This is a genomic window from Rhodococcus sp. DK176 (assembly GCF_038447315.2).
Classification (GTDB): domain Bacteria; phylum Actinomycetota; class Actinomycetes; order Mycobacteriales; family Mycobacteriaceae; genus Rhodococcus_F; species Rhodococcus_F jostii_A.
On the sequence record NZ_CP118321.2, the window covers coordinates 6,461,740 to 6,482,390 of the forward strand.

A 20,651-nucleotide genomic window follows, 5' to 3' on the forward strand; every position below is an offset into this window, starting at 1 on the left:
GTCTGGAGGGCGGGGTACCGGTAGCATCGGGTCCGTGACCGACGCGACCGCCAACACCAGCCGTCCTGATCGGTTGCGTGTCCTCGTCTACAGCGACGATGCGAACACCCGCCAGAAGGTCGTTCTGGCGCTGGGGACGCGTCCGCACCCCGACCTTCCGGAGTTGGAGTACGTCGAGGTGGCGACCGCGCCCGTGGTGATCCGGCAGATGGATGCCGGCGGTATCGACCTGGCCGTCCTGGACGGGGAGGCGGTGCCCGCCGGCGGGATGGGGATCGCGAAGCAGTTGAAGGACGAGATCGACGACTGCCCCCCGATCCTGGTGCTGACCGGCCGCCCAGACGACGCCTGGCTGGCCAGCTGGTCGCGGGCCGAGGCCGCGGTGCCTCACCCGCTCGACCCGATCCGGTTGTCCGAAGCGGTCATAGCGCTGCTGCGCACCCGCCTCTCAGCTTAGGCTCGCCTGACTCCGTTTCCCTCCGCGTGAAGGTGCATCGAGCGCCTGTGCCGCAGGGGTTTTCCGTGCTTCGAGATCGCCTGGAACTCGCACGGTCAAATCGACCGGGCCCGACGACTTCCCTTGTACGCTGTGGCATAACTCACAAGAGCGTAGCTTCGGAAACGACCGTCCGGGAATCGGGCGGACAGGCTCGGGAAGAGGGGAGCTGAGACGGCATGAATGTCTATGTGCCGATCCTCGTGCTCGGGGCGATTGCGGTCGCGTTCGCGGTCTTCTCCGTGATCGTGGCGAGGATCGTCGGTCCGAGGCGCTACAACCGTGCCAAGCTCGACGCCTACGAGTGCGGCATCGAGCCGACACTCTCGCCTCTGGGCGCCGGCCGCATCCCGGTGAAGTATTACCTGACGGCCATGCTCTTCATCATTTTCGACATCGAGATCGTGTTCCTCTATCCGTGGGCAGTTCACTTCGATGCTCTCGGTTTCTTCGGTCTCGGGGCCATGGCCCTGTTCATCTTCAACGTCTCCGTCGCCTACGCGTACGAGTGGCGGCGTGGCGGTCTCAGTTGGGACTGATCGGTCCCGTCAGCGATCCAAAAGCTAAGTCGGAAGAGAAGAGTCGGATATGGGCATCGAGGAGAAGCTGCCGAGCGGCTTCCTGCTGACCACGGTCGAGGGGCTCGCGGGCTATGTCCGCAAGGGCTCGCTGTGGCCGGCGAGTTTCGGGCTCGCCTGCTGTGCGATCGAGATGATGGCCACCGCCGGCGGACGCTTCGACATCGCCCGTTTCGGCATGGAGGCGTTCCGGGCGTCGCCACGGCAGGCGGACCTGATGATCGTGGCGGGCCGGGTGAGTCAGAAGATGGCCCCGGTGCTGCGGCAGATCTACGACCAGATGGTGGAGCCGAAGTGGGTGCTGGCGATGGGTGTCTGCGCGTCGTCGGGCGGCATGTTCAACAACTACGCGATCGTGCAGGGCGTCGACCACATCGTGCCGGTGGACATCTATCTGCCCGGGTGCCCGCCGCGGCCGGAGATGCTGCTGAACGCGATCCTCACCTTGCACGAGAAGATCCAGCAGATGCCGCTCGGTGTTCACCGCGAGGAGGTGGCGCGTGCGGCGGAGCAGGCGGCGCTGGCCGCCACCCCCACCATCCAGATGAAGGGCCTTCTGAGATGACCGGCGCGGGCGAGGGAGTGAAGCGGACCGAGATTCAGCGACGGGGCCGTGTGGTGGTGTCGAGGGAGCGAAGCGAGCCGAGCAGAAGGTGCCGGAGCCGTGTGGTGGTGTCGAGGGAGCCAAGCCAGCCGAGCAGAAGGTGCCGGAGCCGTGTGGTGGTGTCGAGGGAGCGAAGCGAGCCGAGCAGAAGGGGTCGGGGCCGTGTGGTGGTGTCGAGGGAGCGAAGCGAGCCGAGCAGAAGGGGTCGGGGCCGTGTGGTGGTGTCGAGGGAGCGAAGCGAGCCGAGCAGAAGGTGCCGGAGCCGTGCGGTCTGGACTGAGGAGCGAGGGAGCGTAGCGAGTGAGTGACGAGGGAAGACCGCACGACCAAGCTCCGGCACAAGCGAGCAAAGCGAGCCGAGTTACAGAACAGATCGGTGTGCGTAAGGGTTTGTTCGGGGTGCGGGGTAGTGGGGACACGTCGGGGTATGGGCGGTTGGTGCGTCCGGTGTTGTTGCCGGGGAGTACGCCGCGGCCGTTCGGGGGGTATTTCGATGATGTCGCGGATGGGTTGGGGGCGGCGTTGGCGGAGTCGGGTGTGGGTTTCGAGGTGGCGATCGAGTCGGTTGTGGTGTTTCGGGGTGAGGTGACGTTCGGGGTGCGGCGCGAGTTCTTGCCGTTGGTGGCGCGTGTGTTGCGTGATGAGCCGGATTTGCGGTTCGAGATGTGTCTGGGTGTGAATGGTGTGCATTTCCCGCAGGATGCGGGCCGGGAGTTGCATGCGGTGTATCCGTTGTTGTCGATTACGCACAATCGGCGGATTCGTTTGGAGGTGGCGGCACCGGATGCGGATCCGCACATCCCGTCGTTGTATGAGGTGTATCCGACGAATGATTGGCACGAGCGGGAGACGTACGACTTTTTCGGGATCGTGTTCGATGGTCATCCGTCGTTGACGCGGATCGAGATGCCGGATGACTGGCCGGGTCATCCGCAGCGGAAGGATTATCCGCTCGGCGGTATTCCGGTCGAGTACAAGGGCGCGGAGATCGCGCCGCCCGACGAACGGCGGGGGTACAACTGATGAGCGAGGACACGGTTTTCACTGTCGCAGGTCAGGACTGGGACGAGGTTGTCGATGCGGTGAAGGCGTCGTCGGGTGGTGGGGGTTCGGAGGGCGGCGAGGAGCGGATCGTCGTCAATATGGGTCCGCAGCATCCGTCGACGCATGGGGTGTTGCGGCTCATCTTGGAAATCGAGGGTGAGACGGTCACGGAGGCCCGGTGCGGTATCGGTTATCTGCATACGGGTATCGAGAAGAACCTCGAGTATCGGACGTGGACGCAGGGCGTGACGTTTGTGACGCGGATGGATTACCTGTCGCCGTTCTTCAATGAGACGGCGTATTGCCTCGGTGTGGAGAAGTTGCTGGACATCACGGATGAGGTGCCGGAGCGGGCGAGTGTCATCCGGGTGATGTTGATGGAGCTCAACCGCATCTCTTCGCATCTGGTGGCGTTGGCCACGGGTGGTATGGAGTTGGGGGCGGTCACGGCGATGCTGTTCGGTTTCCGGGAGCGTGAGCTGGTTCTGGACGTGTTCGAGATGATCACGGGTCTCCGCATGAATCATGCGTATATCCGGCCGGGTGGTTTGTCGCAGGATCTGCCGGAGGGTGCGGTGGAGAAGGTGCGCGAGTTGCTCGCGTTGATGCCGGAACGGCTGCGGGACATGGAGAATCTGCTCAACGACAATCGCATCTGGAAGGGGCGTACGCAGGGCATCGGGTATCTGGACCTCACGGGGTGCATGGCGCTCGGTATCACGGGTCCGATGCTGCGGGCGACGGGTCTGCCGCACGATCTGCGGAAGTCGCAGCCGTATTGCGGTTACGAGAATTACGAGTTCGATGTCAGTACCGATACGGGGTGTGACGCGTACGGCCGCTATTTGATCCGGGTCGACGAGATGAAGGAGTCGCTGAAGATCGTCGAGCAGTGCCTCGACAAATTGCGGCCGGGCCCGATCATGGCGGAGGACAAGAAGATCGCGTGGCCGGCGGATCTGACGTTGGGTCCCGACGGTCTGGGTAATTCGCCCGGGCACGTCCGCGAGATCATGGATTCTTCGATGGAGTCGCTGATCCATCACTTCAAGTTGGTGACGGAGGGTTTCCGGGTGCCGCCGGGTCAGGTGTATGTGGCAGTGGAGTCGCCGCGGGGTGAGCTCGGTGTGCACATGGTGAGCGATGGCGGCACCCGCCCGTTTCGGGTGCATTTCCGGGATCCGTCGTTCACGAACCTGCAGTCGGTGGCGGCCACGTGTGAGGGCGGCATGGTTGCGGATGTCATTGCGGCGGTTGCGAGTATCGATCCGGTGATGGGGGGCGTGGACCGATGACCGAGCAAGCAGCACCGAAGCAAACCCCCATCTTCATCGAGTTCGGCCCCCGGCCGGAGGAGAACGGGCTGTTGGTGCGGCCGGGTGCGCGTGAGGAGTATCCGCCGGAGGTCGGTGCGCGGCTGGACGCCGATGCCGACGTCGTCATCGGGCGTTACCCGAATTCGCGGTCCGCGCTGTTGCCGCTGCTGCATCTGGTGCAGGCGGAGGACGGGTGCATCACGCCGGCGGGGATCGAGTTCTGTGCCGGCCGGCTCGGGTTGACCGGCGCCGAGGTGGCTGCGGTGGCGACCTTCTATTCGATGTACCGGCGCGACCCGACGGGCGACTACTACGTCGGAGTGTGCACCAACACGTTGTGCGCGATCATGGGCGGCGACGCGATCCTCGCCGCGCTGGAGGAGCATCTCGACCTGCCGCACGGTGGCACGTCCGCGGACGGCAAGGTCACGCTGGAGCACATCGAGTGCAATGCGGCGTGCGATTACGCCCCGGTGGTGATGGTCAACTGGGAGTTCTTCGACAATCAGACCCCGGAGTCGGCTCGCTCACTCGTCGATTCCCTGCGTTCGGGGGAGCGGGTGTCGCCGAGCCGCGGTGCGGCGCTGTGCACTTTCCGGGAGACGGCCCGTATTCTCGCCGGGTTCCCCGACGAGCGTCCCGGTGCGCCGGCGGAGGGCGGCACCGCGGGCGACGCCACACTCGCCGGACTGCGTGTGGCGCACGAACGGGGCATGACGGCGCCGGATCCGGCGGAGACGTCGCTGATCCCGGAGCCGTCGTCGCGGAACACCGAGCCGATGGCGGCGGAATCGGCGAAGGACCAGCCGGCGCCTGCCCCGTCCGCGACGGTGCCCCCGGATCGGTCCACCTCGGAGACGGATCCGGCGGCCACCGACCCGGGTCGAAAGGGAGACTGACATGCCGCTGACCCCTGTACTGAGCCGCTACTGGGACGAGCCCGAGTCGTGGACCCTCGACACGTACCGTCGCCACGACGGGTACGAGGGCCTGCAGAAGGCGCTGCGCATGGACCCCGACGAGGTCATCTCGACCGTCAAGGAGGCCGGACTGCGGGGTCGTGGTGGGGCCGGGTTCCCGACCGGGATGAAGTGGTCGTTCATCCCGCAGGGCGATGCCAAGCCGCACTACCTCGTGGTCAACGCCGACGAGTCGGAACCGGGCACCTGCAAGGACATGCCGCTCATGCTGGCGACGCCGCACGCGCTCGTCGAGGGCGTCATCATCGCGGCGTACGCGATCCGCGCCGGGCACGCCTTCATCTATGTGCGCGGTGAGGTGGTGCCGGTGCTGCGCCGACTGCAGGCCGCGGTCGCGGAGGCGTACGCGGCTGGCTACCTCGGCACGAACATCCTGGACAGCGGTTTCGACCTCGAACTGGTCGTGCACGCGGGTGCGGGGGCGTACATCTGCGGGGAGGAGACGGCGCTGCTCGATTCGCTGGAGGGTCGCCGCGGTCAGCCTCGGTTGCGTCCGCCGTTCCCCGCGGTGGCCGGTCTCTACGCGTCACCGACCGTCGTCAACAACGTGGAGTCGATTGCGAGCGTCCCGCCGATCATCGTGAACGGCATCGAGTGGTTCCGGTCGATGGGCAGCGAGAAGTCGCCCGGCTTCACCCTGTACTCCCTGTCCGGGCACGTGACGAAGCCCGGACAGTACGAGGCCCCGCTCGGAATCACCCTGCGGGAGTTGCTCGAGTACGCGGGCGGAGTCCGCGCCGGGCACCGGTTGAAGTTCTGGACTCCGGGCGGTTCCTCGACACCGATCTTCACCGACGAGCATCTCGACGTCGCCCTCGACTACGAGGGTGTGGGGGCCGCCGGGTCGATGCTGGGCACCAAGGCCCTGCAGATCTTCGACGAGACCACGTGCGTGGTGCGTGCCGTGCTGCGCTGGACCGAGTTCTATGCGCACGAGTCGTGCGGCAAGTGCACGCCCTGCCGGGAAGGCACCTATTGGCTGGTGCAGATCCTGGAGCGCCTCGAAAGGGGGGAGGGGACCGACGCCGATCTGGAGAAACTGCTCGACATTGCCGACAACATCCTCGGCAAGTCGTTCTGCGCTCTCGGTGACGGTGCGGCCAGCCCGATCATGTCTTCCATCAAGTACTTCCGCGACGAGTACCTCGCACACTTCGAGCAGGGCGGCTGCCCGTTCGACCCGCATCAGTCCACGCTCATGGCGGGAGTGCATGCATGAAGCCAGCGAGCGTAGCGAGCGATGTTTCGGCGCGGAGGCCGCGCGTTCTGGACCGAGGAGCGAGGGAGCGCAGCGAGTGAGCGATGAGGGAAGGGCGCGCGTGAAGGGCTCCGCGCCAGCGAGCATAGCGAGCCATGATACGAGCCCTGACGCAGTGAGCGTTGTCATCGACGGTGTCGAGGTCAGTGTTCCCAAGGGCACGTTGGTGATTCGTGCCGCGGAGATGATCGGTATTCAGATCCCGCGGTTCTGCGACCACCCGTTGCTCGATCCGGTCGGCGCCTGCCGTCAGTGCCTCGTCGACGTGGAGGGGCAGCGCAAGCCGCTCGCTTCCTGCACCACGACGGTCACCGACGGCATGGTCGTCCACACCCAGCTCACGTCGCCCGTCGCCGACAAGGCGCAGAAGGGTGTGATGGAGTTGCTGCTGATCAACCATCCCCTGGACTGCCCGGTGTGCGACAAGGGCGGCGAGTGCCCGCTGCAGAATCAGGCGATGTCCAACGGGCGCGCGGAGTCGCGCTTCGGGGAGGTCAAACGCACGTTCCCCAAACCGATTCCGCTGTCCACGGAGGTCCTGCTGGACCGCGAGCGGTGTGTGTTGTGCGCGCGGTGTACCCGGTTCTCCCAGCAGGTCGCCGGCGACCCGTTCATCGAACTCATGGAACGGGGCGCGCTGCAGCAGGTCGGGATCTACGCGAAGGAACCGTTCGAGTCGTACTTCTCCGGCAACACCGTCCAGATCTGCCCGGTGGGTGCGCTGACCGGTTCGGCGTACCGGTTCCGGGCCCGCCCGTTCGACCTGGTCTCCAGCCCCAGCGTCTGCGAGCACTGTGCGAGCGGGTGCGCCCAGCGCACCGACCACCGGCGGGGGAAGGTGCTGCGCCGGCTGGCGGGCGACGATCCCGAGGTCAACGAGGAGTGGAATTGCGACAAGGGGAGGTGGGCGTTCGCCTACGCCACCGAGCGGGACCGGATCACCGCCCCGCTGGTCCGCGGCGACGACGGCACGCTGGCACCCGCCTCCTGGTCCGAGGCCCTGGCCGTCGCGGCGCGGGGATTGGCCGCCGCGCGGGGCAACGCCGGTGTTCTCGTCGGGGGGCGGTCCACGTGGGAGGACGCCTACGCCTACGCGAAGTTCGCGCGAACAGCGCTCGGCACCAACGACATCGACTTCCGCAGTCGCGCGCACTCCGGCGAGGAGTCCGAATTCCTGGCGGCCCGGGTGGCGGGGCAGCGATTCGCGGTCACGTACGAGGATCTCGACGCCGCGCCGGTCGTCCTTCTCGCGGCGTTCGAGCCGGAGGAGGAATCACCGATCGTCTTTCTGCGGCTGCGCAAGGCCGTGCGGGCGAAGGCCGTTCCGGTCTACTCGATCGCGCCGTACACGTCCCGTGGCCTGGAGAAGATGTTCGGCCGGCTGCTGCGGTCCGCCCCGAATGCGGAGGCGGAAGTGCTCGACGGTCTCCGCACGGGTGATCTGGAGCCCGGTGTCACCGAGCTGCTGCGCAGGCCGGGTGCGGTCATCGTGGTCGGGGAGAGACTCGCCGGGGTGCCGGGCGCGCTGTCCGCGGCGGTGCGGCTGGCCGACGAGACCGGGGCCCGGCTGGCCTGGGTGCCGCGCCGGGCCGGCGAACGCGGCGCACTCGAGGCGGGCGCGCTGCCCGGACTGCTCCCGGGTGGCCGACCGGTGGCCGATCCGGAGGCGCGGCGGCAGGTCGCGTCCGTGTGGAACATCGCGGATCTGCCGGAGACGGCAGGCCGGGATACCGCGGGCATCCTCGCCGCGGCCGAGGCGAAGACACTCGGGGCGCTCGTGATCGGCGGTGTCGAGGCCGACGATCTCCCCGACCCGCAGGCCGCGTTGGCCGCCGTCGAGTCGGCAGGTTTCGTGGTGAGTCTGGAACTGCGGCACAGTGCGATCAGCGAGCGCGCGGACGTGGTGTTCCCCATCGCACCGGTCATGGAGAAGCCGGGCACCTTCCTCGACTGGGAAGGGCGCGCACGCGATTTCGACGCCGCCCTCCGCGCCACCGGGTCGATGCCCGATCAGCGGGTGCTGCACGCGATCGCCGGCGAAATGGGTGTCTCGCTCGGTCTTCCGGACGCCGCGACCGCACGGCGCGAACTGGAGAGGCTCGGCGCCTGGGACGGAGACTTCCCGGATCCGCCCGGCCACCCGCAACCGCCGCGGCGGGAACCCGGGCCGGGGGAGGCGGTGCTCGCCACCTGGCGGATGCTGCTCGACTCGGGACGACTGCAGGACGGGGAACCGCACCTCGCGGGCACTGCCCGGACGCCGGTCGTGCGGATGTCCGCGGTCTCGGCGGCCGAGTCGGGTGCCGGTGACGGAGATCCGGTCACCGTGACGACGGAACGGGGCGCCGTCACGCTGCCGTTGGTGATCACCGACATGCCGGATCGAGTGGTGTGGCTGCCGCTCAACTCGCCCGGATCCGCTGTCTACCCGCAACTGGCTGCCCGGGCGGGGAGCGTCGTGAACGTCCGCCGCGCGGCCGGCACCAACGGGATCGTCCCGGGAGGTGCGCTGTGACGATCGAGGGCGTCTACCCCGACCCGGCACTGTTCGGGCACGACCCGTGGTGGCTGGTGCTCGGCAAGGCCCTGGCCATCTTCGTGTTCCTCGTCCTCACCCCGCTTCTGACGATCCTGGCCGAACGCAAGGTCATGGCGTGGATGCAGATGCGCGTCGGCCCGAACCGGGTCGGCCCGCGGGGCATGCTGCAGAGCCTCGCCGACGGCATCAAGCTCGCACTGAAAGAGGGGATCGTCCCGAAGGGTGTGGACAAGCCGATCTACATCCTGGCGCCGGTCATCGCCGCGGTACCTGCGTTCATGGCGTTCGCCGTGATCCCGTTCGGGCCGGCGGTGTCGATCTTCGGGCACTACACGCCATTGCAGTTGACGGACCTCCCGGTGGCCGTCCTCTACGTCCTCGCGGCCACGTCGATCGGCGTCTACGGCATCGTGCTCGCCGGCTGGGCGTCCGGGTCCACGTACCCGTTGCTGGGAGGGCTGCGCTCGACGGCGCAGGTGATCTCGTACGAGATCGCGATGGCGTTGTCGTTCGCGGCAGTCTTCCTGGACGCCGGAACGATGTCCACGTCGGGCATCGTCGCCGCCCAGGAACACACCTGGTACGTCTTCCTGCTGCTGCCGTCGTTCCTCATCTACGTCACGTCGATGGTCGGTGAGACCAACCGGGCGCCGTTCGATCTGCCCGAGGCGGAAGGCGAACTGGTCGGCGGGTTCCACACCGAGTACTCCTCGCTGAGCTTCGCCATGTTCATGCTCGCCGAGTACGTGAACATGGTGACGGTCTCGGCGCTCGCCACCACGCTGTTCCTCGGCGGCTGGCATGCCCCGTTCCCGCTGAGCCTGTGGGACGGCGCGAATTCCGGCTGGTGGCCGGTGCTGTGGTTCACGCTGAAGGTCTGGGGCTTCCTGTTCTTGTTCGTCTGGCTGCGCGCCACGTTGCCCAGGCTGCGGTACGACCAGTTCATGGGTCTCGGCTGGAAGATCCTGATCCCGATCTCGCTGGTGTGGGTCATGATCGTCGCCACCGTCCGGGCCTTCCGCAACGAGGGATACGACGCCCGGTCGATCGCGCTCGTCGTCGCGGGCCTCGTCGTGGCCCTCGTCGTGGTGGTGCTGTTGTGGAAGCGGCTGCGCCCGGGCCGCGTCCCCGCGCCCGAGAAGCCGGTCGAGCCGCGGGGACGCGCCGAACTGTCCCCGGAGACACTCGAACCGTTCGACCCCATGGCCGGTGGATACCCGGTTCCGCCGATGCCGGGTCAGACGCTGCCTGCGTTCCGGCGCACCCCCGTCTCCGTCACCGGCGCACACTCCACCGGTCCCACCCAGGAGAACAGCGATGACTAAATTCCTCGGCCCCATAGCGGGTTTCGGCGTGACCTTCTCGACGATGTTCAAGAAATCGAATACGGAGTTCTACCCCGAGGAGAAGGTGCCGACGGCGCCCCGCTACCACGGCAGGCATCAGCTCAACCGTTACGCGGACGGACTGGAGAAGTGCATCGGGTGCGAACTGTGTGCCTGGGCGTGCCCCGCCGACGCCATCTACGTGGAGGGCGCCGACAACACCGACGAGGAACGCTTCTCGCCCGGCGAGCGGTACGGCCAGGTGTACCAGATCAACTACCTGCGCTGCATCGGGTGCGGGCTGTGCATCGAGGCGTGCCCGACGCGGGCGCTGACCATGACCAACGAGTACGAGATGGCCGACGACAACCGGGCCGGCCTGATCTACGAGAAGGACCGGCTGCTGGCCCCGCTCGAGCCCGGCATGGTCGAGTCGCCGCACCCGATGGCCCCGGGCGCCACCGCCGAGGACTATTACCGCGGCACCGTGACCGGGGGAGCGGCGGCTGCGGCGCAGGACGAGTCCGAGGTCGACGACACGGCGGGGGACAGGCCGTGATCGAGGGAGGAGAGCCGACGTGGTGAACACGATGCCGTCCGCGGTCCAACTGGTCGCGGAACCCTTCACCCAGACCTCGACGGGCGAGGGTGTGCAGTTCTGGGTCCTCGCGACCGTGGCGGTGATCGGCGCGCTCGGGGTGGTCAGCGCAACCAAGGCCGTCTACTCGGCGATCTTCCTAGCGACGACCATGATCATCCTCGCCGTGTTCTACATCGCCCAGGGCGCACTCTTCCTCGGCGTCGTACAGATCGTGGTGTACACCGGCGCGGTCATGATGCTGTTCCTGTTCGTGCTCATGCTCATCGGTGTCGATTCCTCCGAATCCCTCGTCGAGAACCTCCGCGGTCAGCGGGTAGCCGCGATCGCGGCCGGGCTGGGATTCGGTCTCCTGCTGATCGGTGGCATCGGCAGCGCGTCCGTCTCCGCGTTCACCGGTCTCGATCAGGCCAACGCCGCGGGCAACGTCGAGGGGCTGGCCGAACTCGTGTTCGTCCGGTACGTGTGGGCTTTCGAACTGACCGGTGCGTTGCTGATCACCGCGACCATCGGTGCGATGGTGCTGGCCCACCGGGAGCGTTTCGAGCGGCGGAAGGACCAGCGCGAGCTGTCCCAGGACCGCGTCCGGGAGGGGGCCCGGGTCACGCCGCTGCCCAGTCCGGGTGTGTACGCGCGGCACAACGCGGTCGACATACCGGCGTTGCTGCCCGACGGCACGTTCTCCGAGCTGTCCGTCAGCCGGTCGCTCGAACGGCGGCCGAGCCTGCCCGCTCGGGCGCTGGGCACCGCGGACGTCGCGACCCCCGACCCCGGTGTGACCGATGAGGGGGATCGGCGATGAACCCCGAGAACTACCTCTACCTGTCGGCGCTGCTGTTCACGATCGGCGCAGCCGGGGTGCTGATCCGGCGCAACGCGATCATCGTGTTCATGTGCATCGAACTGATGCTCAACGCCTCGAACCTGGCGTTCGTGACGTTCGCCCGGATGCACGGCAACCTCGACGGCCAGGTCTTCGCGTTCTTCACGATGGTCGTCGCGGCCGCCGAGGTCGTCGTCGGTCTGGCGATCATCATGACCATATTCCGTTCCCGCCGTTCGGCTTCCGTCGACGACGCCAACCTCCTCAAGAACTGACGGGTCCCCGATGACGCACATCCTCGAGAAGGTGACTTTGCCCGACGACGACGCCCCGATCGGCGGTGCGGCATGAGCGGAACGCTCTCGTCGGCCGTGTGGCTGCTGCCGGTTCTGCCCCTCCTCGGCGCCGCCGTGCTCCTGCTCGCGGGCCGCCGCAGCGACGCGTGGGGCCATCTCCTCGGCTGCGCGACGGCATTGGTCTCCTTCGCGCTCGGCGTCGTCTTCTTCGTCGACATGCTGGGCAGGGACGCCGCCGAGCGGGTCGTGCACCAGACCCTGTTCAGCTGGGTGCCGGTAGGCGAACTCCAGGTGGATTTCGGTCTCCAACTCGACCAGCTGTCCGTGTGCTTCGTGCTGCTGATCACCGGGGTGGGTTCGCTGATCCACATCTACTCGGTCGGCTACATGGCGCACGATCCGGAGCGTAGGCGATTCTTCGCCTACCTCAACCTGTTCCTCGCGGCGATGCTGCTGCTGGTGCTGGCCGACAACTTCCTGGGCCTGTACGTCGGATGGGAGGGCGTCGGTCTCGCCTCGTACCTGCTCATCGGGTTCTGGCAGTACAAGCCGTCCGCGGCGGCGGCCGCGAAGAAGGCGTTCGTGGTCAACCGCGTCGGCGACATGGGCCTGGTCCTCGCGATCATGATCATGTTCTCGACTTTCGGCTCGATCGAATTCGCCGACGTGTTCACGCGTGCCGACGCCGCGAGCGAGGGGGTGCTCACCGCGATCGGGCTCGCGCTGCTGCTCGCCGCCTGCGGCAAATCGGCGCAGGTCCCGTTGCAGTCCTGGCTCGGTGACGCGATGGAGGGCCCGACACCGGTGTCGGCGCTCATCCACGCCGCGACGATGGTCACGGCGGGTGTGTATCTGATCGTCCGGTCCAACGCGATCTTCGACCTGGCCCCGAATGCCCAGCTCGCCGTCGTGATCGTCGGTGCGGTGACCCTGCTGTTCGGCGCGATCATCGGCTGCGCGAAAGACGACATCAAGAAGGCGCTGGCGGCATCCACGATGAGCCAGATCGGGTACATGGTGCTCGCCGCCGGTCTGGGACCGGCCGGATACGCGTTCGCGATCATGCTGCTGCTCACCCACGGCTTCTTCAAAGCCGGCCTGTTCCTCGGCGCAGGCTCGGTGATGCACGGCATGAACGACGAGGTGAACATGCGCCGCTACGGCGGTCTGCGCACCGTCATGCCGATCACGTTCGTCACGTTCGGGCTGGGATACCTGGCCATCATCGGGATTCCGCCGTTCTCCGGCTTCTTCTCCAAGGACAAGATCATCGAAGCGGCGTTCGCCGCCGAGGGCGTTCAGGGCGTCGTCCTCGGAACGGTCACGCTGCTCGGCGCGGGACTCACCGCCTTCTACATGACCAGGGTGATGCTGATGACCTTCTTCGGACAACCGCGGTGGGCTTCCGGGGCGGGCGAGGGGAAGGGGGATGTTCCCGTCGCCGACCCACACGAATCGCCAGGGGTGATGACGGTGCCGATGATCCTGCTGGCGGTGGGCTCGGTCGCCGCCGGCGCCCTACTCGCCGTCGGCTCCTCCCTGCAGCACTGGCTGGAACCGGTGGTCGGCGCCCACCACGGCGAGCCCGTCCTGCCCGTGTGGGCGATCACCGCACTCACGCTGGTGGTGGTGCTCGCGGGAGTCGCGGTGGCCTACCGGCAGTACGCCCGGCAGCCGATCCCCGAGGTCGCGCCGGCCGACGTCACCGCGTTCACTGTCGCGGCCAGGAAGGACCTGTACGGCGACGCGTTCAACGAGGCGGCGCTGATGCGTCCCGGGCAGGAACTGACGCGAACACTCGTCACCGTCGACGGAAGCGGAGTCGACGGTGCCGTCAACGGGTTCGCCGCGCTCGTCGGCGGAACGTCGATGCGGGTGCGGCGTCTGCAGACCGGGTTCGTCCGGTCGTACGCGCTGTTCATGTTCGCGGGGGCGGCCCTTCTGGTCGCCACGATGCTGGTGAGGCTGTGGTGAGCGGCTTCCCGTGGCTGACCGCCCTCTGGGTGCTGCCACTCGTCGGCGCCGGTGTGGTCCTGGCATTGCCCGTCCACAAGCGCGCGCTCGCGAAATCCGTCGCCGTGGGCGTGTCCGTGGTGGTGCTGTGCCTGGCCGTCGTGCTGGCGATCCGGTTCGATCCGACCGGCGAGCAGTACCAGTTCGTGGAATCCCACGCGTGGATCCCGGCGTTCGGCACCCGGTACATCCTGGGCCTGGACGGCATCGCGCTCGTCCTGGTGCTCCTCACCACCATTCTGGTGCCGCTGCTGCTGCTGGCGGGGTGGAACGACGGTGACACCGCACCCGACTACGGGCAGCGGCGGATGGCACACACGTACGTGGCGCTGACGCTGATGGTCGAGGCGATGGTGATCGTGTCGTTCACCGCCCTCGACGTCCTGCTCTTCTACATCTTCTTCGAGGCCATGCTCATCCCGATGTACTTCCTGATCGGAGGATTCGGCGGGGTGGGGAGGACGTACGCCGCGGTGAAGTTCCTGCTCTACAACCTGTTCGGCGGCCTGATCATGCTGGCCGCGGTCATCGGGGTGTACGTGGTGACGGCGCGCCAGGACGCCTTCGGCGGCGGCACCTTCGACTTCCGGGTGATCGTCGCCGAAGGGCTGGACGCGGACCCCGGCGTGCTGAAGGCACTGTTCCTCGGTTTCATGTTCGCGTTCGCGGTCAAGGCGCCGTTGTGGCCGTTCCACACGTGGCTGCCGGGCGCCGCGGTGGAAGCCACCCCTGCGAGCGCGGTGCTCATGATGGCCGTCGTCGACAAGGTCGGGACGTTCGGCATGCTGCGGTACTGCCTTCAGATGTTCCCCGAGGCGTCCGCGTACTTCGCGCCGTTCGTCACGGTGCTGGCGGTGATCGGAATCATCTACGGCGCGGTACTGGCCATCGGTCAGACCGACGTGATGCGACTGATCGCCTACACGTCGATCTCGCACTTCGGGTTCATCATTCTCGGCATCTTCGCCATGACGAGCCAGGGACAGGCCGGTTCGACGCTGTACATGGTCAACCACGGCATCTCGACCGCGGCGCTGTTCCTGATCGCCGGGTTCCTGGTGTCGCGGCGCGGCACCCGCCTCATCGCCGACTACGGCGGCGTGCAGAAGGTCGCGCCGGTGATGGCAGGGACGTTCCTCGTGGCGGGCCTCGCGACGCTGTCGCTGCCGGGCCTGGCACCGTTCATCAGCGAGTTCCTCGTCCTGGTCGGCACGTTCTCGCGCTACCAGATCGCCGCCGTGGTCGCGACTTTCGCGCTCGTCCTCGCCGCGATCTACGTGCTGTGGCTCTACCAGCGGATGATGACCGGGCCGCTGAAGGAGGGCAACGAGACCGTCCGCGACCTCGTGCGCCGTGAGATCGCGGTCGTGGCGCCGCTGATCGCCCTGCTGCTCGTCCTCGGCGTCTACCCCAAACCCGTGCTGGATGTCATCACCCCCGCGGTGAGCCACGTCCTCGTCACCGTCGGTCAGCACGATCCTGCACCTACCGTCGCCGGGCAGGACCCACAGGGAGGCACACACCGATGAGTACCTCCGAATTCGTACTCGCCCAGTCCACGACGCTGCGCGCGCCGGACATCGAATACGGTCAGCTGGCACCCATGTTGATCGTGTTCGGCGTGGCTGTCGCCGGTGTGCTCGTCGAGGCGTTCCTGCCCCGGCGTGGCCGCTACTCGAGCCATCTCGTCCTCGCGCTCGGAGGACTCACCGCCGCGTTCGTGGCCGTCGTCATGCTCGCCGGGACCCGCGCCTCCACCGTCGCGGGCGCGGTGGCCGTCGACGGTCCGACGCTGTTCCTCCAGGGAACGATCCTGCTGATCTCGATACCCGCGATCCTGCTGATCGCCGAGCGGAGCGTCGACAGTGGGGTCCGAGTGGCGACCGCGGAGGTCACGGCCGCGACCGCCGAGCCGGAAGGCGGAACCGACGCCTTCACCCCGCAGGCGTTCGCCGTCCCCGGCAGCGTCGCCGAACGGGAGGCCACCAAGAACGCCCCCGGGCATACCGAGGTCTTTCCCCTCGCCCTGTTCGCGGTCGGCGGGATGCTCCTGTTCCCGGCGTCCAACGATCTCCTCACCATGTTCGTGGCACTCGAAGTGCTCTCGCTGCCGCTGTACCTGCTGTGCGGGCTGGCGCGGCGTCGCCGTCTCCTGTCGCAGGAGGCGGCCCTCAAATACTTTCTGCTCGGGGCGTTCTCGTCGGCGTTCTTCCTGTTCGGTGTGGCGTTGCTGTACGGCTACGCGGGCACCGTCGAGTTGCCGCGGATCGCGGACGCGCTCGCCCGGGGCACCGACGACAAGACGCTGGCGCTGATCGGTACCGCGCTCCTGTCGGTGGGCTTGTTGTTCAAGATCGGCGCCGTCCCGTTCCACTCGTGGATTCCCGACGTCTATCAGGGTGCGCCCACTCCGATCACCGCCTTCATGGCGGCGGCCACCAAGGTCGCGGCTGTCGGTGCGATGCTGCGCATCTTCTACGTGGCTCTGCCCGACCTGCGCGCGGACTGGCGGCCCGTGATGTGGGGCGTCGCCATCCTCACCATGGTGGTCGGTGCGGTCATGGCGGTCACGCAGAACGACGTCAAGCGGATGCTCGCGTACTCGTCGGTCGCGCACGCCGGGTTCATCCTCACCGGTCTGATCGCGGCCAACCGGGCGGGTCTGTCGTCCACGATGTTCTACCTCCTGGCGTACGGATTCAGCACGCTCGGCGCATTCGCCGTCGTCACCCTGGTGCGGGACAGCCGGGGCGAGGCGACGGACCTGTCGCGCTGGGCGGGGCTGGGGCGGCGTTCGCCACTGGTCGGCGGGGTCTTTGCACTGTTCCTGCTCGCATTCGCCGGAATCCCGCTGACGAGTGGGTTCGTCAGCAAGTTCGCGGTCTTCCAGGCCGCCATCGAGGGCGGTGCCGTTCCGCTCGTCCTCGTCGGTGTCGTCAGCAGCGCGATCGCGGCGTTTTTCTACGTCCGCGTCATCGTCCTGATGTTCTTCTCGGAGCCGCAGAGCGACGCCCCGACGATCGTGGTGCCCAGCATGTTCACCGCCGCGGCCATCGCGGTCGGTGTGGTGGTGACGGTGGTGCTCGGAATCCTGCCGCAGGGGGCACTCGATCTGGCGGACCAGGCTGCGGTGTTCTTCCGCTGACGCGTTGCGCCGCCCGGTTCGGCGCGGGTCACGAGTGTCCGATGTGACGGATGTCGTCCAAGTGGCTGGCGGGACCCGTGTGAGTGTGGTGGAATGCAAACCGGACAACATACCGACTGAGCGAAAGTGAATGTCGGAGACACGCCGGAGCGCGACCGATCGGATATGGGGGCCACAGTGCAGATTTCTCGGAGAGACCTGTTCCGGTACGCGGCAGCGGGATCCGCCGTGGCCGGGATCGCGGCGCTCACGTCCACCACGTCCTCGGTCGCCGTCGCGAAGGCGGACAGTCTCGGCATCCTGATCGATTACGCCGGTGGGGTGCCGTCGGCGGACGCCATCCTCGAGGCCGGTTATGCCGGTGCCATCCGCTACGTGTCCGACCGCCGTCCCGGCGCCGAGTGGATGGAAGGCAAGCCGATGCTCGCCGACGAGGCGCAGGCGTTGCTCGACGCGGGACTGTCGGTCGTCTCGTGCTATCAGTTCGGCAAGGGGCCGACGGCCGATTGGCGTGGCGGTCTCGAGGCGGGTAAGCGGCACGCGGAGCGCGGGCTCGAATTGCATCTCGCCGCAGGCGGTTCCGAGGATCGACCTATCTATGCGTCCATCGACGACAATCCCACGCCGGCCGATTTCCTCACCATGATCGCCCCGTACCTCGCCGGGTGGGAGTCGGTGGTCGGCAAGGCGAACACCGGCATCTACGCCAACTCGAAGACGCTGGATCTGGCGGTGCTCGCCGGGCTCGGGTCGTGGTACTGGCAGCACGACTGGGGCACCCCCGAGGGGTATGTTCACCCGTCGGCGCACCTGCACCAGTACGAGATCGACGCGAGCAGCGTCGACGGGGTCGGCATCGATCTCAATGACATCCTCGAGCCCGACTATGGCCAGTGGTGACCGGCTAGGCCGCCGGTTGCCCGCCCATCCGGGTGAGCCATTCCCGGGCGTCGTCGGGTAGTGTGCCGGCGGCTTCCGCTGCGCGGCACCACTTCTTGGCCGCGGCGAGGAAATTCATCGGGTTGTACGCGTCTTCCTCGCGTGACCACAGGTTGTCGCCGGCGTAGTGCAGGATCGTGATGTTCGCTGCGGCGTGCTCCGAACCGTCGCCGGGATCCTCCATGGGGTTGTCGATCTCGCAGATGACCCATCCGCGGTCCTCGTCGATCACGTACCAGTTCGCCGGGAATGCGGTCATCCGGCTTCCGGGGAAGGCCGACATGGTGCGCGTGACCCATTTCCGAATGGCCTCGCGTCCGTCGAAGTCTCCGAAGGCGTGCTCGACGTACGTGGCGTCTTCCGTGAAGAGGTCGGCGAAGCCGTTCCAGTCTCCGAGTTCGACGCAGCGGCTGACGGTTCGCTGGTAGTGCGCGAAGGCCTCTTCGAGCTCGGCACGACTCCACGGCATGTGTGCATCCCCTTCTCTCGCCCGGCACCCGAGTGTGAGCGCCTCCGGAAATAAGAACACGTTTCAGTTCGTGGGTGGGGCATTTTCCGGTGGGTGGGACGGCGTGAAACGCTCCTCGGCGCAACTCCGATTACCTGTTGTCACTCTTTTCACTCTGGAACCTGGAGGTTTTCCCATGGAGCTGCTCGTCAATTTCGTGTACACCGTCGCCTCGGTCCTCTATACCGCGCTGTTCGTGAACGGATCCTGATCGGGATGTGCACACTACACATCTTGTGTATGGTGCACAATAATGCCTCGGGCAGAATGACGGTAACTACTGGAGGTGTCGGTGTCCGAACGTGACGAGGTGGCGGCTGCTGTCGAGAACGAATTGACATTGCTGTCGCGCTATCACGCCCATGCGCAACGGGCGGGATTCCAACTCGACCGTTCCGCCTACCTCCTCCTCGGGCGCCTGGAACTGGAACATCCACTCAGCCTGAAACAGCTCGCCGAAGCCTTCCGGCTCGACATCTCGACGATCAACCGGCAGATCGGCGCCTTGCTGAAGCGTGGCCTCGTCGAACGCGTCCCCGACCCGGACGGGGGAATGGCCCGCAAGGTCGAGGCCACCGCGCTGGGGCTCGAACAGCTTCACGCCGACCGGGCGCTGGGCCGAAAAGGCGTCGAGCGCATCATCGCCGAGTGGAGCGACCACGACCGGGGCGAGCTGCGCCGGTTGCTGACGAAGTTCAACGGCGAAATCGAGAAGTACGACGGCAACTCCTGGCCGCGCACCGGGCGGACGCCCTGATCTGACATCGTCAGGACTGGACGTGCGCGGTCGCGTCCCGGGCGAGGTCCGGTTCCTCGGCGATGACTGTGAGGTGAGGGTGTTCCGGCGGCGAGTCGTGCCACCCCTTCCAGGACATCAGGGACCACCGCGACAGTCCCGACAGCGCAGACCCGAGGCTGGCGAACGAGGCGGTGCTCAGTGCCGAGCCCGCCGACCCGACCGACCCGATCGAGAGCACCGAGCCGACACTCCCGATGGACAGGATCGAGTAGGCGGAGCCGATCGAGAGAATCGACCCCTCCGAACGGATCGACAGTATCGAACGCCGGGCGTGTCGCGATCGCAGTGAGTGATCTGGTGTGTGATGCGTCGAGGGCATTCCTCGGTCTACCACGGTGGTGCCGTCGGCAAACAGAGAAGCGGTGCAGACATGAGTGAAGGGCCTTCCGGATCTTCCGGAGGGCCCTTCGCTCGTCAGCTGTGAAGAGTTACGCGACCTGGAACATGCCGACCGTAGGGAGGAAGCTGCACGTGATCGGCGCGGCGCCCTCTTTCTGCGTGGTCAGTCCACCCGACACGACTGCGAGGACGCGGCCGGGGCCGGTGTCCGCGATCGCCGACAGGGTTGCCGGTCCGTCGGGGTTGATCTTGGCCTCGTTGGTGAGGTTCTGGGTGGCGCGGCGCTGGTTGTCCAGGTTGATCCACGTCACGGTCAGCGGCTCGGGCTGTTCGGCGGCAACGGAACTGGTTCCGAGGGCGGTGAACACGAAACCGGCCTGACCTGCCTTGGGTCCGGGCGGGGGCAGCTGGGCCGGACCGGGGACCGCGAGTGCGGTGCCCACGGAGTCGGCGCCCTCTCCGATGCAGCCCTTGCCGATGGTCGGGTAGAGGAACTGCGCGATGACGGGTGCGTTCTCCTGCGGGATCTCGGGGCCGCCGCCGCCGCTGCCGTCGAGGAACGTGATGACGCGCTCGAGAGTGGACTTGAGCTCCGGCGGGATGCCGGGGGACTCGAGGAGGATGCGGGCCTGGTCCAGGATCGCGTCCTGAGGTCCTGCGGCGATGTCTTCGGTACCAGCGGCTGCGCCGATGATCGCGGGTGCGAACGAGGCGAGCATCTCCACAGGGACGCCTTCGGGCACGGGCGGCGGCGTCGGCTGCGCATTCGCCTGGGCCGGCACTGCCATAGCGGCTGCTGCGGCAACAGCGAGAGCAGTTACTGCTCTGCGCATACCTCGGGTTCGAAGCACGGTCTCCCCATCCTTAGTCATAACAGCGTGGACGACAACTCAATCCACGTCTGACGGCTCGGGGGGTCACTCTATGTACAGCGCCCCCGGGTTGTACAGCTCACGAGTTCGTTCACCGATAGCTGCGGCATCCCGGTGGGAGTGTATGGCATACAGACCCCGACGGTGATCTTCCGGTGACCATAGCTTGTGGCACGTGT

The 20,651-nt window shown here is 67.0% G+C and carries 20 protein-coding genes; 17 read left to right on the forward strand and 3 right to left on the reverse strand.

Annotated features, from left to right (window positions below; all coding sequences use genetic code 11):
* Nucleotides 1–34 precede the first annotated feature (34 nt).
* The 16 genes from PSR88_RS30040 to PSR88_RS30115 all read left to right on the forward strand — a co-directional run bounded on the left by PSR88_RS30040 (nucleotide 35) and on the right by PSR88_RS30115 (nucleotide 17,915).
* Complete coding sequence (locus tag PSR88_RS30040; protein ID WP_029539495.1) at nucleotides 35–457, forward strand: response regulator transcription factor; 423 nt, start codon at nucleotides 35–37, stop codon at nucleotides 455–457.
* A gap of 218 nt (nucleotides 458–675) precedes the next feature.
* A complete protein-coding gene (locus PSR88_RS30045; protein WP_005239104.1) occupies nucleotides 676–1,035 on the forward strand; it encodes an NADH-quinone oxidoreductase subunit A in 360 nt (119 codons plus the stop codon).
* Between the two features lie 49 nt (nucleotides 1,036–1,084).
* A complete protein-coding gene (locus tag PSR88_RS30050) occupies nucleotides 1,085–1,639 on the forward strand; it encodes a NuoB/complex I 20 kDa subunit family protein (RefSeq protein WP_005239105.1) in 555 nt (184 codons plus the stop codon).
* Nucleotides 1,640–1,978: 339 nt separating this feature from the next.
* Entirely contained in the window at nucleotides 1,979–2,701 is a 723-nt protein-coding gene (locus tag PSR88_RS30055; RefSeq protein ID WP_011597996.1) for an NADH-quinone oxidoreductase subunit C, read from the forward strand.
* On the forward strand, nucleotides 2,701–4,017 hold the full coding sequence (gene nuoD, locus PSR88_RS30060; protein WP_016883340.1) for an NADH dehydrogenase (quinone) subunit D: 1,317 nt from the start codon (nucleotides 2,701–2,703) through the stop codon (nucleotides 4,015–4,017). Before PSR88_RS30055 ends, nuoD begins: the two co-directional genes overlap by 1 nt.
* The gene (gene nuoE, locus PSR88_RS30065) at nucleotides 4,014–4,937 is read left to right on the forward strand and encodes an NADH-quinone oxidoreductase subunit NuoE (protein ID WP_016883339.1); all 924 of its coding nucleotides are present in this window, start codon (nucleotides 4,014–4,016) and stop codon (nucleotides 4,935–4,937) included. The genes nuoD and nuoE overlap by 4 nt, the downstream gene beginning before the upstream one ends.
* A 1-nt stretch (nucleotide 4,938) precedes the next feature.
* The gene (nuoF, locus tag PSR88_RS30070) at nucleotides 4,939–6,237 is read left to right on the forward strand and encodes an NADH-quinone oxidoreductase subunit NuoF (RefSeq protein WP_009479165.1); all 1,299 of its coding nucleotides are present in this window, start codon (nucleotides 4,939–4,941) and stop codon (nucleotides 6,235–6,237) included.
* A gap of 76 nt (nucleotides 6,238–6,313) precedes the next feature.
* Nucleotides 6,314–8,791: an NADH-quinone oxidoreductase subunit G gene (locus PSR88_RS30075; RefSeq protein WP_411755672.1), complete on the forward strand. Its 2,478-nt coding sequence runs from the start codon at nucleotides 6,314–6,316 to the stop codon at nucleotides 8,789–8,791.
* On the forward strand, nucleotides 8,788–10,140 hold the full coding sequence (gene nuoH / locus PSR88_RS30080; protein ID WP_016883336.1) for an NADH-quinone oxidoreductase subunit NuoH: 1,353 nt from the start codon (nucleotides 8,788–8,790) through the stop codon (nucleotides 10,138–10,140). Before PSR88_RS30075 ends, nuoH begins: the two co-directional genes overlap by 4 nt.
* A complete protein-coding gene (gene nuoI, locus PSR88_RS30085) occupies nucleotides 10,133–10,699 on the forward strand; it encodes an NADH-quinone oxidoreductase subunit NuoI (protein ID WP_011598000.1) in 567 nt (188 codons plus the stop codon). The genes nuoH and nuoI overlap by 8 nt, the downstream gene beginning before the upstream one ends.
* A gap of 31 nt (nucleotides 10,700–10,730) precedes the next feature.
* Nucleotides 10,731–11,540, forward strand: coding sequence for an NADH-quinone oxidoreductase subunit J (locus PSR88_RS30090; RefSeq protein ID WP_085990446.1), 810 nt, complete (start codon nucleotides 10,731–10,733; stop codon nucleotides 11,538–11,540).
* Entirely contained in the window at nucleotides 11,537–11,836 is a 300-nt protein-coding gene (gene nuoK / locus PSR88_RS30095; protein WP_005239116.1) for an NADH-quinone oxidoreductase subunit NuoK, read from the forward strand. Before PSR88_RS30090 ends, nuoK begins: the two co-directional genes overlap by 4 nt.
* A gap of 72 nt (nucleotides 11,837–11,908) precedes the next feature.
* Entirely contained in the window at nucleotides 11,909–13,831 is a 1,923-nt protein-coding gene (nuoL, locus tag PSR88_RS30100; RefSeq protein WP_016883334.1) for an NADH-quinone oxidoreductase subunit L, read from the forward strand.
* Nucleotides 13,828–15,399 carry an NADH-quinone oxidoreductase subunit M gene (locus PSR88_RS30105; RefSeq protein ID WP_192815082.1) on the forward strand — a complete coding sequence of 524 codons (1,572 nt, stop codon included), beginning with the start codon at nucleotides 13,828–13,830 and terminating at the stop codon, nucleotides 15,397–15,399. Before nuoL ends, PSR88_RS30105 begins: the two co-directional genes overlap by 4 nt.
* Nucleotides 15,396–17,015 carry an NADH-quinone oxidoreductase subunit NuoN gene (nuoN, locus tag PSR88_RS30110; protein ID WP_016883332.1) on the forward strand — a complete coding sequence of 540 codons (1,620 nt, stop codon included), beginning with the start codon at nucleotides 15,396–15,398 and terminating at the stop codon, nucleotides 17,013–17,015. The genes PSR88_RS30105 and nuoN overlap by 4 nt, the downstream gene beginning before the upstream one ends.
* A gap of 165 nt (nucleotides 17,016–17,180) precedes the next feature.
* A complete protein-coding gene (locus PSR88_RS30115) occupies nucleotides 17,181–17,915 on the forward strand; it encodes a DUF1906 domain-containing protein (protein WP_016883331.1) in 735 nt (244 codons plus the stop codon).
* Between the two features lie 4 nt (nucleotides 17,916–17,919).
* Here the strand turns inward: PSR88_RS30115 and PSR88_RS30120 are convergent, their stop codons facing one another.
* Complete coding sequence (locus PSR88_RS30120; RefSeq protein ID WP_011598006.1) at nucleotides 17,920–18,423, reverse strand: nuclear transport factor 2 family protein; 504 nt, start codon at nucleotides 18,421–18,423, stop codon at nucleotides 17,920–17,922.
* 325 nt (nucleotides 18,424–18,748) lie between these two features.
* Between PSR88_RS30120 and PSR88_RS30125 the strand changes: the two genes are divergently transcribed.
* Entirely contained in the window at nucleotides 18,749–19,219 is a 471-nt protein-coding gene (locus PSR88_RS30125) for a MarR family winged helix-turn-helix transcriptional regulator (RefSeq protein ID WP_016883330.1), read from the forward strand.
* Nucleotides 19,220–19,229: 10 nt separating this feature from the next.
* Here the strand turns inward: PSR88_RS30125 and PSR88_RS30130 are convergent, their stop codons facing one another.
* Nucleotides 19,230–19,580, reverse strand: a complete 351-nt coding sequence (locus PSR88_RS30130) for a hypothetical protein (RefSeq protein ID WP_009479177.1) — start codon at nucleotides 19,578–19,580, stop codon at nucleotides 19,230–19,232.
* Between the two features lie 109 nt (nucleotides 19,581–19,689).
* Complete coding sequence (locus PSR88_RS30135; RefSeq protein WP_192815081.1) at nucleotides 19,690–20,472, reverse strand: hypothetical protein; 783 nt, start codon at nucleotides 20,470–20,472, stop codon at nucleotides 19,690–19,692.
* Between the last annotated feature and the right edge of the window lie 179 nt (nucleotides 20,473–20,651).

Excerpts from the sequence above, each read along its gene's own strand:
- PSR88_RS30045 (WP_005239104.1), top strand. The coding sequence starts at position 676 with ATGAATGTCTATGTGCCGATCCTCGTGCTCGGGGCGATTGCGGTCGCG.
- PSR88_RS30050 (WP_005239105.1), top strand. The coding sequence starts at position 1,085 with ATGGGCATCGAGGAGAAGCTGCCGAGCGGCTTCCTGCTGACCACGGTC.
- nuoD (WP_016883340.1), top strand. The coding sequence starts at position 2,701 with ATGAGCGAGGACACGGTTTTCACTGTCGCAGGTCAGGACTGGGACGAG.
- nuoE (WP_016883339.1), top strand. The coding sequence starts at position 4,014 with ATGACCGAGCAAGCAGCACCGAAGCAAACCCCCATCTTCATCGAGTTC.
- nuoF (WP_009479165.1), top strand. The coding sequence starts at position 4,939 with ATGCCGCTGACCCCTGTACTGAGCCGCTACTGGGACGAGCCCGAGTCG.
- nuoI (WP_011598000.1), top strand. The coding sequence starts at position 10,133 with ATGACTAAATTCCTCGGCCCCATAGCGGGTTTCGGCGTGACCTTCTCG.
- PSR88_RS30090 (WP_085990446.1), top strand. The coding sequence starts at position 10,731 with ATGCCGTCCGCGGTCCAACTGGTCGCGGAACCCTTCACCCAGACCTCG.
- nuoK (WP_005239116.1), top strand. The coding sequence starts at position 11,537 with ATGAACCCCGAGAACTACCTCTACCTGTCGGCGCTGCTGTTCACGATC.
- nuoL (WP_016883334.1), top strand. The coding sequence starts at position 11,909 with ATGAGCGGAACGCTCTCGTCGGCCGTGTGGCTGCTGCCGGTTCTGCCC.
- nuoN (WP_016883332.1), top strand. The coding sequence starts at position 15,396 with ATGAGTACCTCCGAATTCGTACTCGCCCAGTCCACGACGCTGCGCGCG.
- PSR88_RS30115 (WP_016883331.1), top strand. The coding sequence starts at position 17,181 with ATGGGGGCCACAGTGCAGATTTCTCGGAGAGACCTGTTCCGGTACGCG.
- PSR88_RS30120 (WP_011598006.1), bottom strand. The coding sequence starts at position 18,423 with ATGCCGTGGAGTCGTGCCGAGCTCGAAGAGGCCTTCGCGCACTACCAG.
- PSR88_RS30130 (WP_009479177.1), bottom strand. The coding sequence starts at position 19,580 with ATGCCCTCGACGCATCACACACCAGATCACTCACTGCGATCGCGACAC.
- PSR88_RS30135 (WP_192815081.1), bottom strand. The coding sequence starts at position 20,472 with ATGACTAAGGATGGGGAGACCGTGCTTCGAACCCGAGGTATGCGCAGA.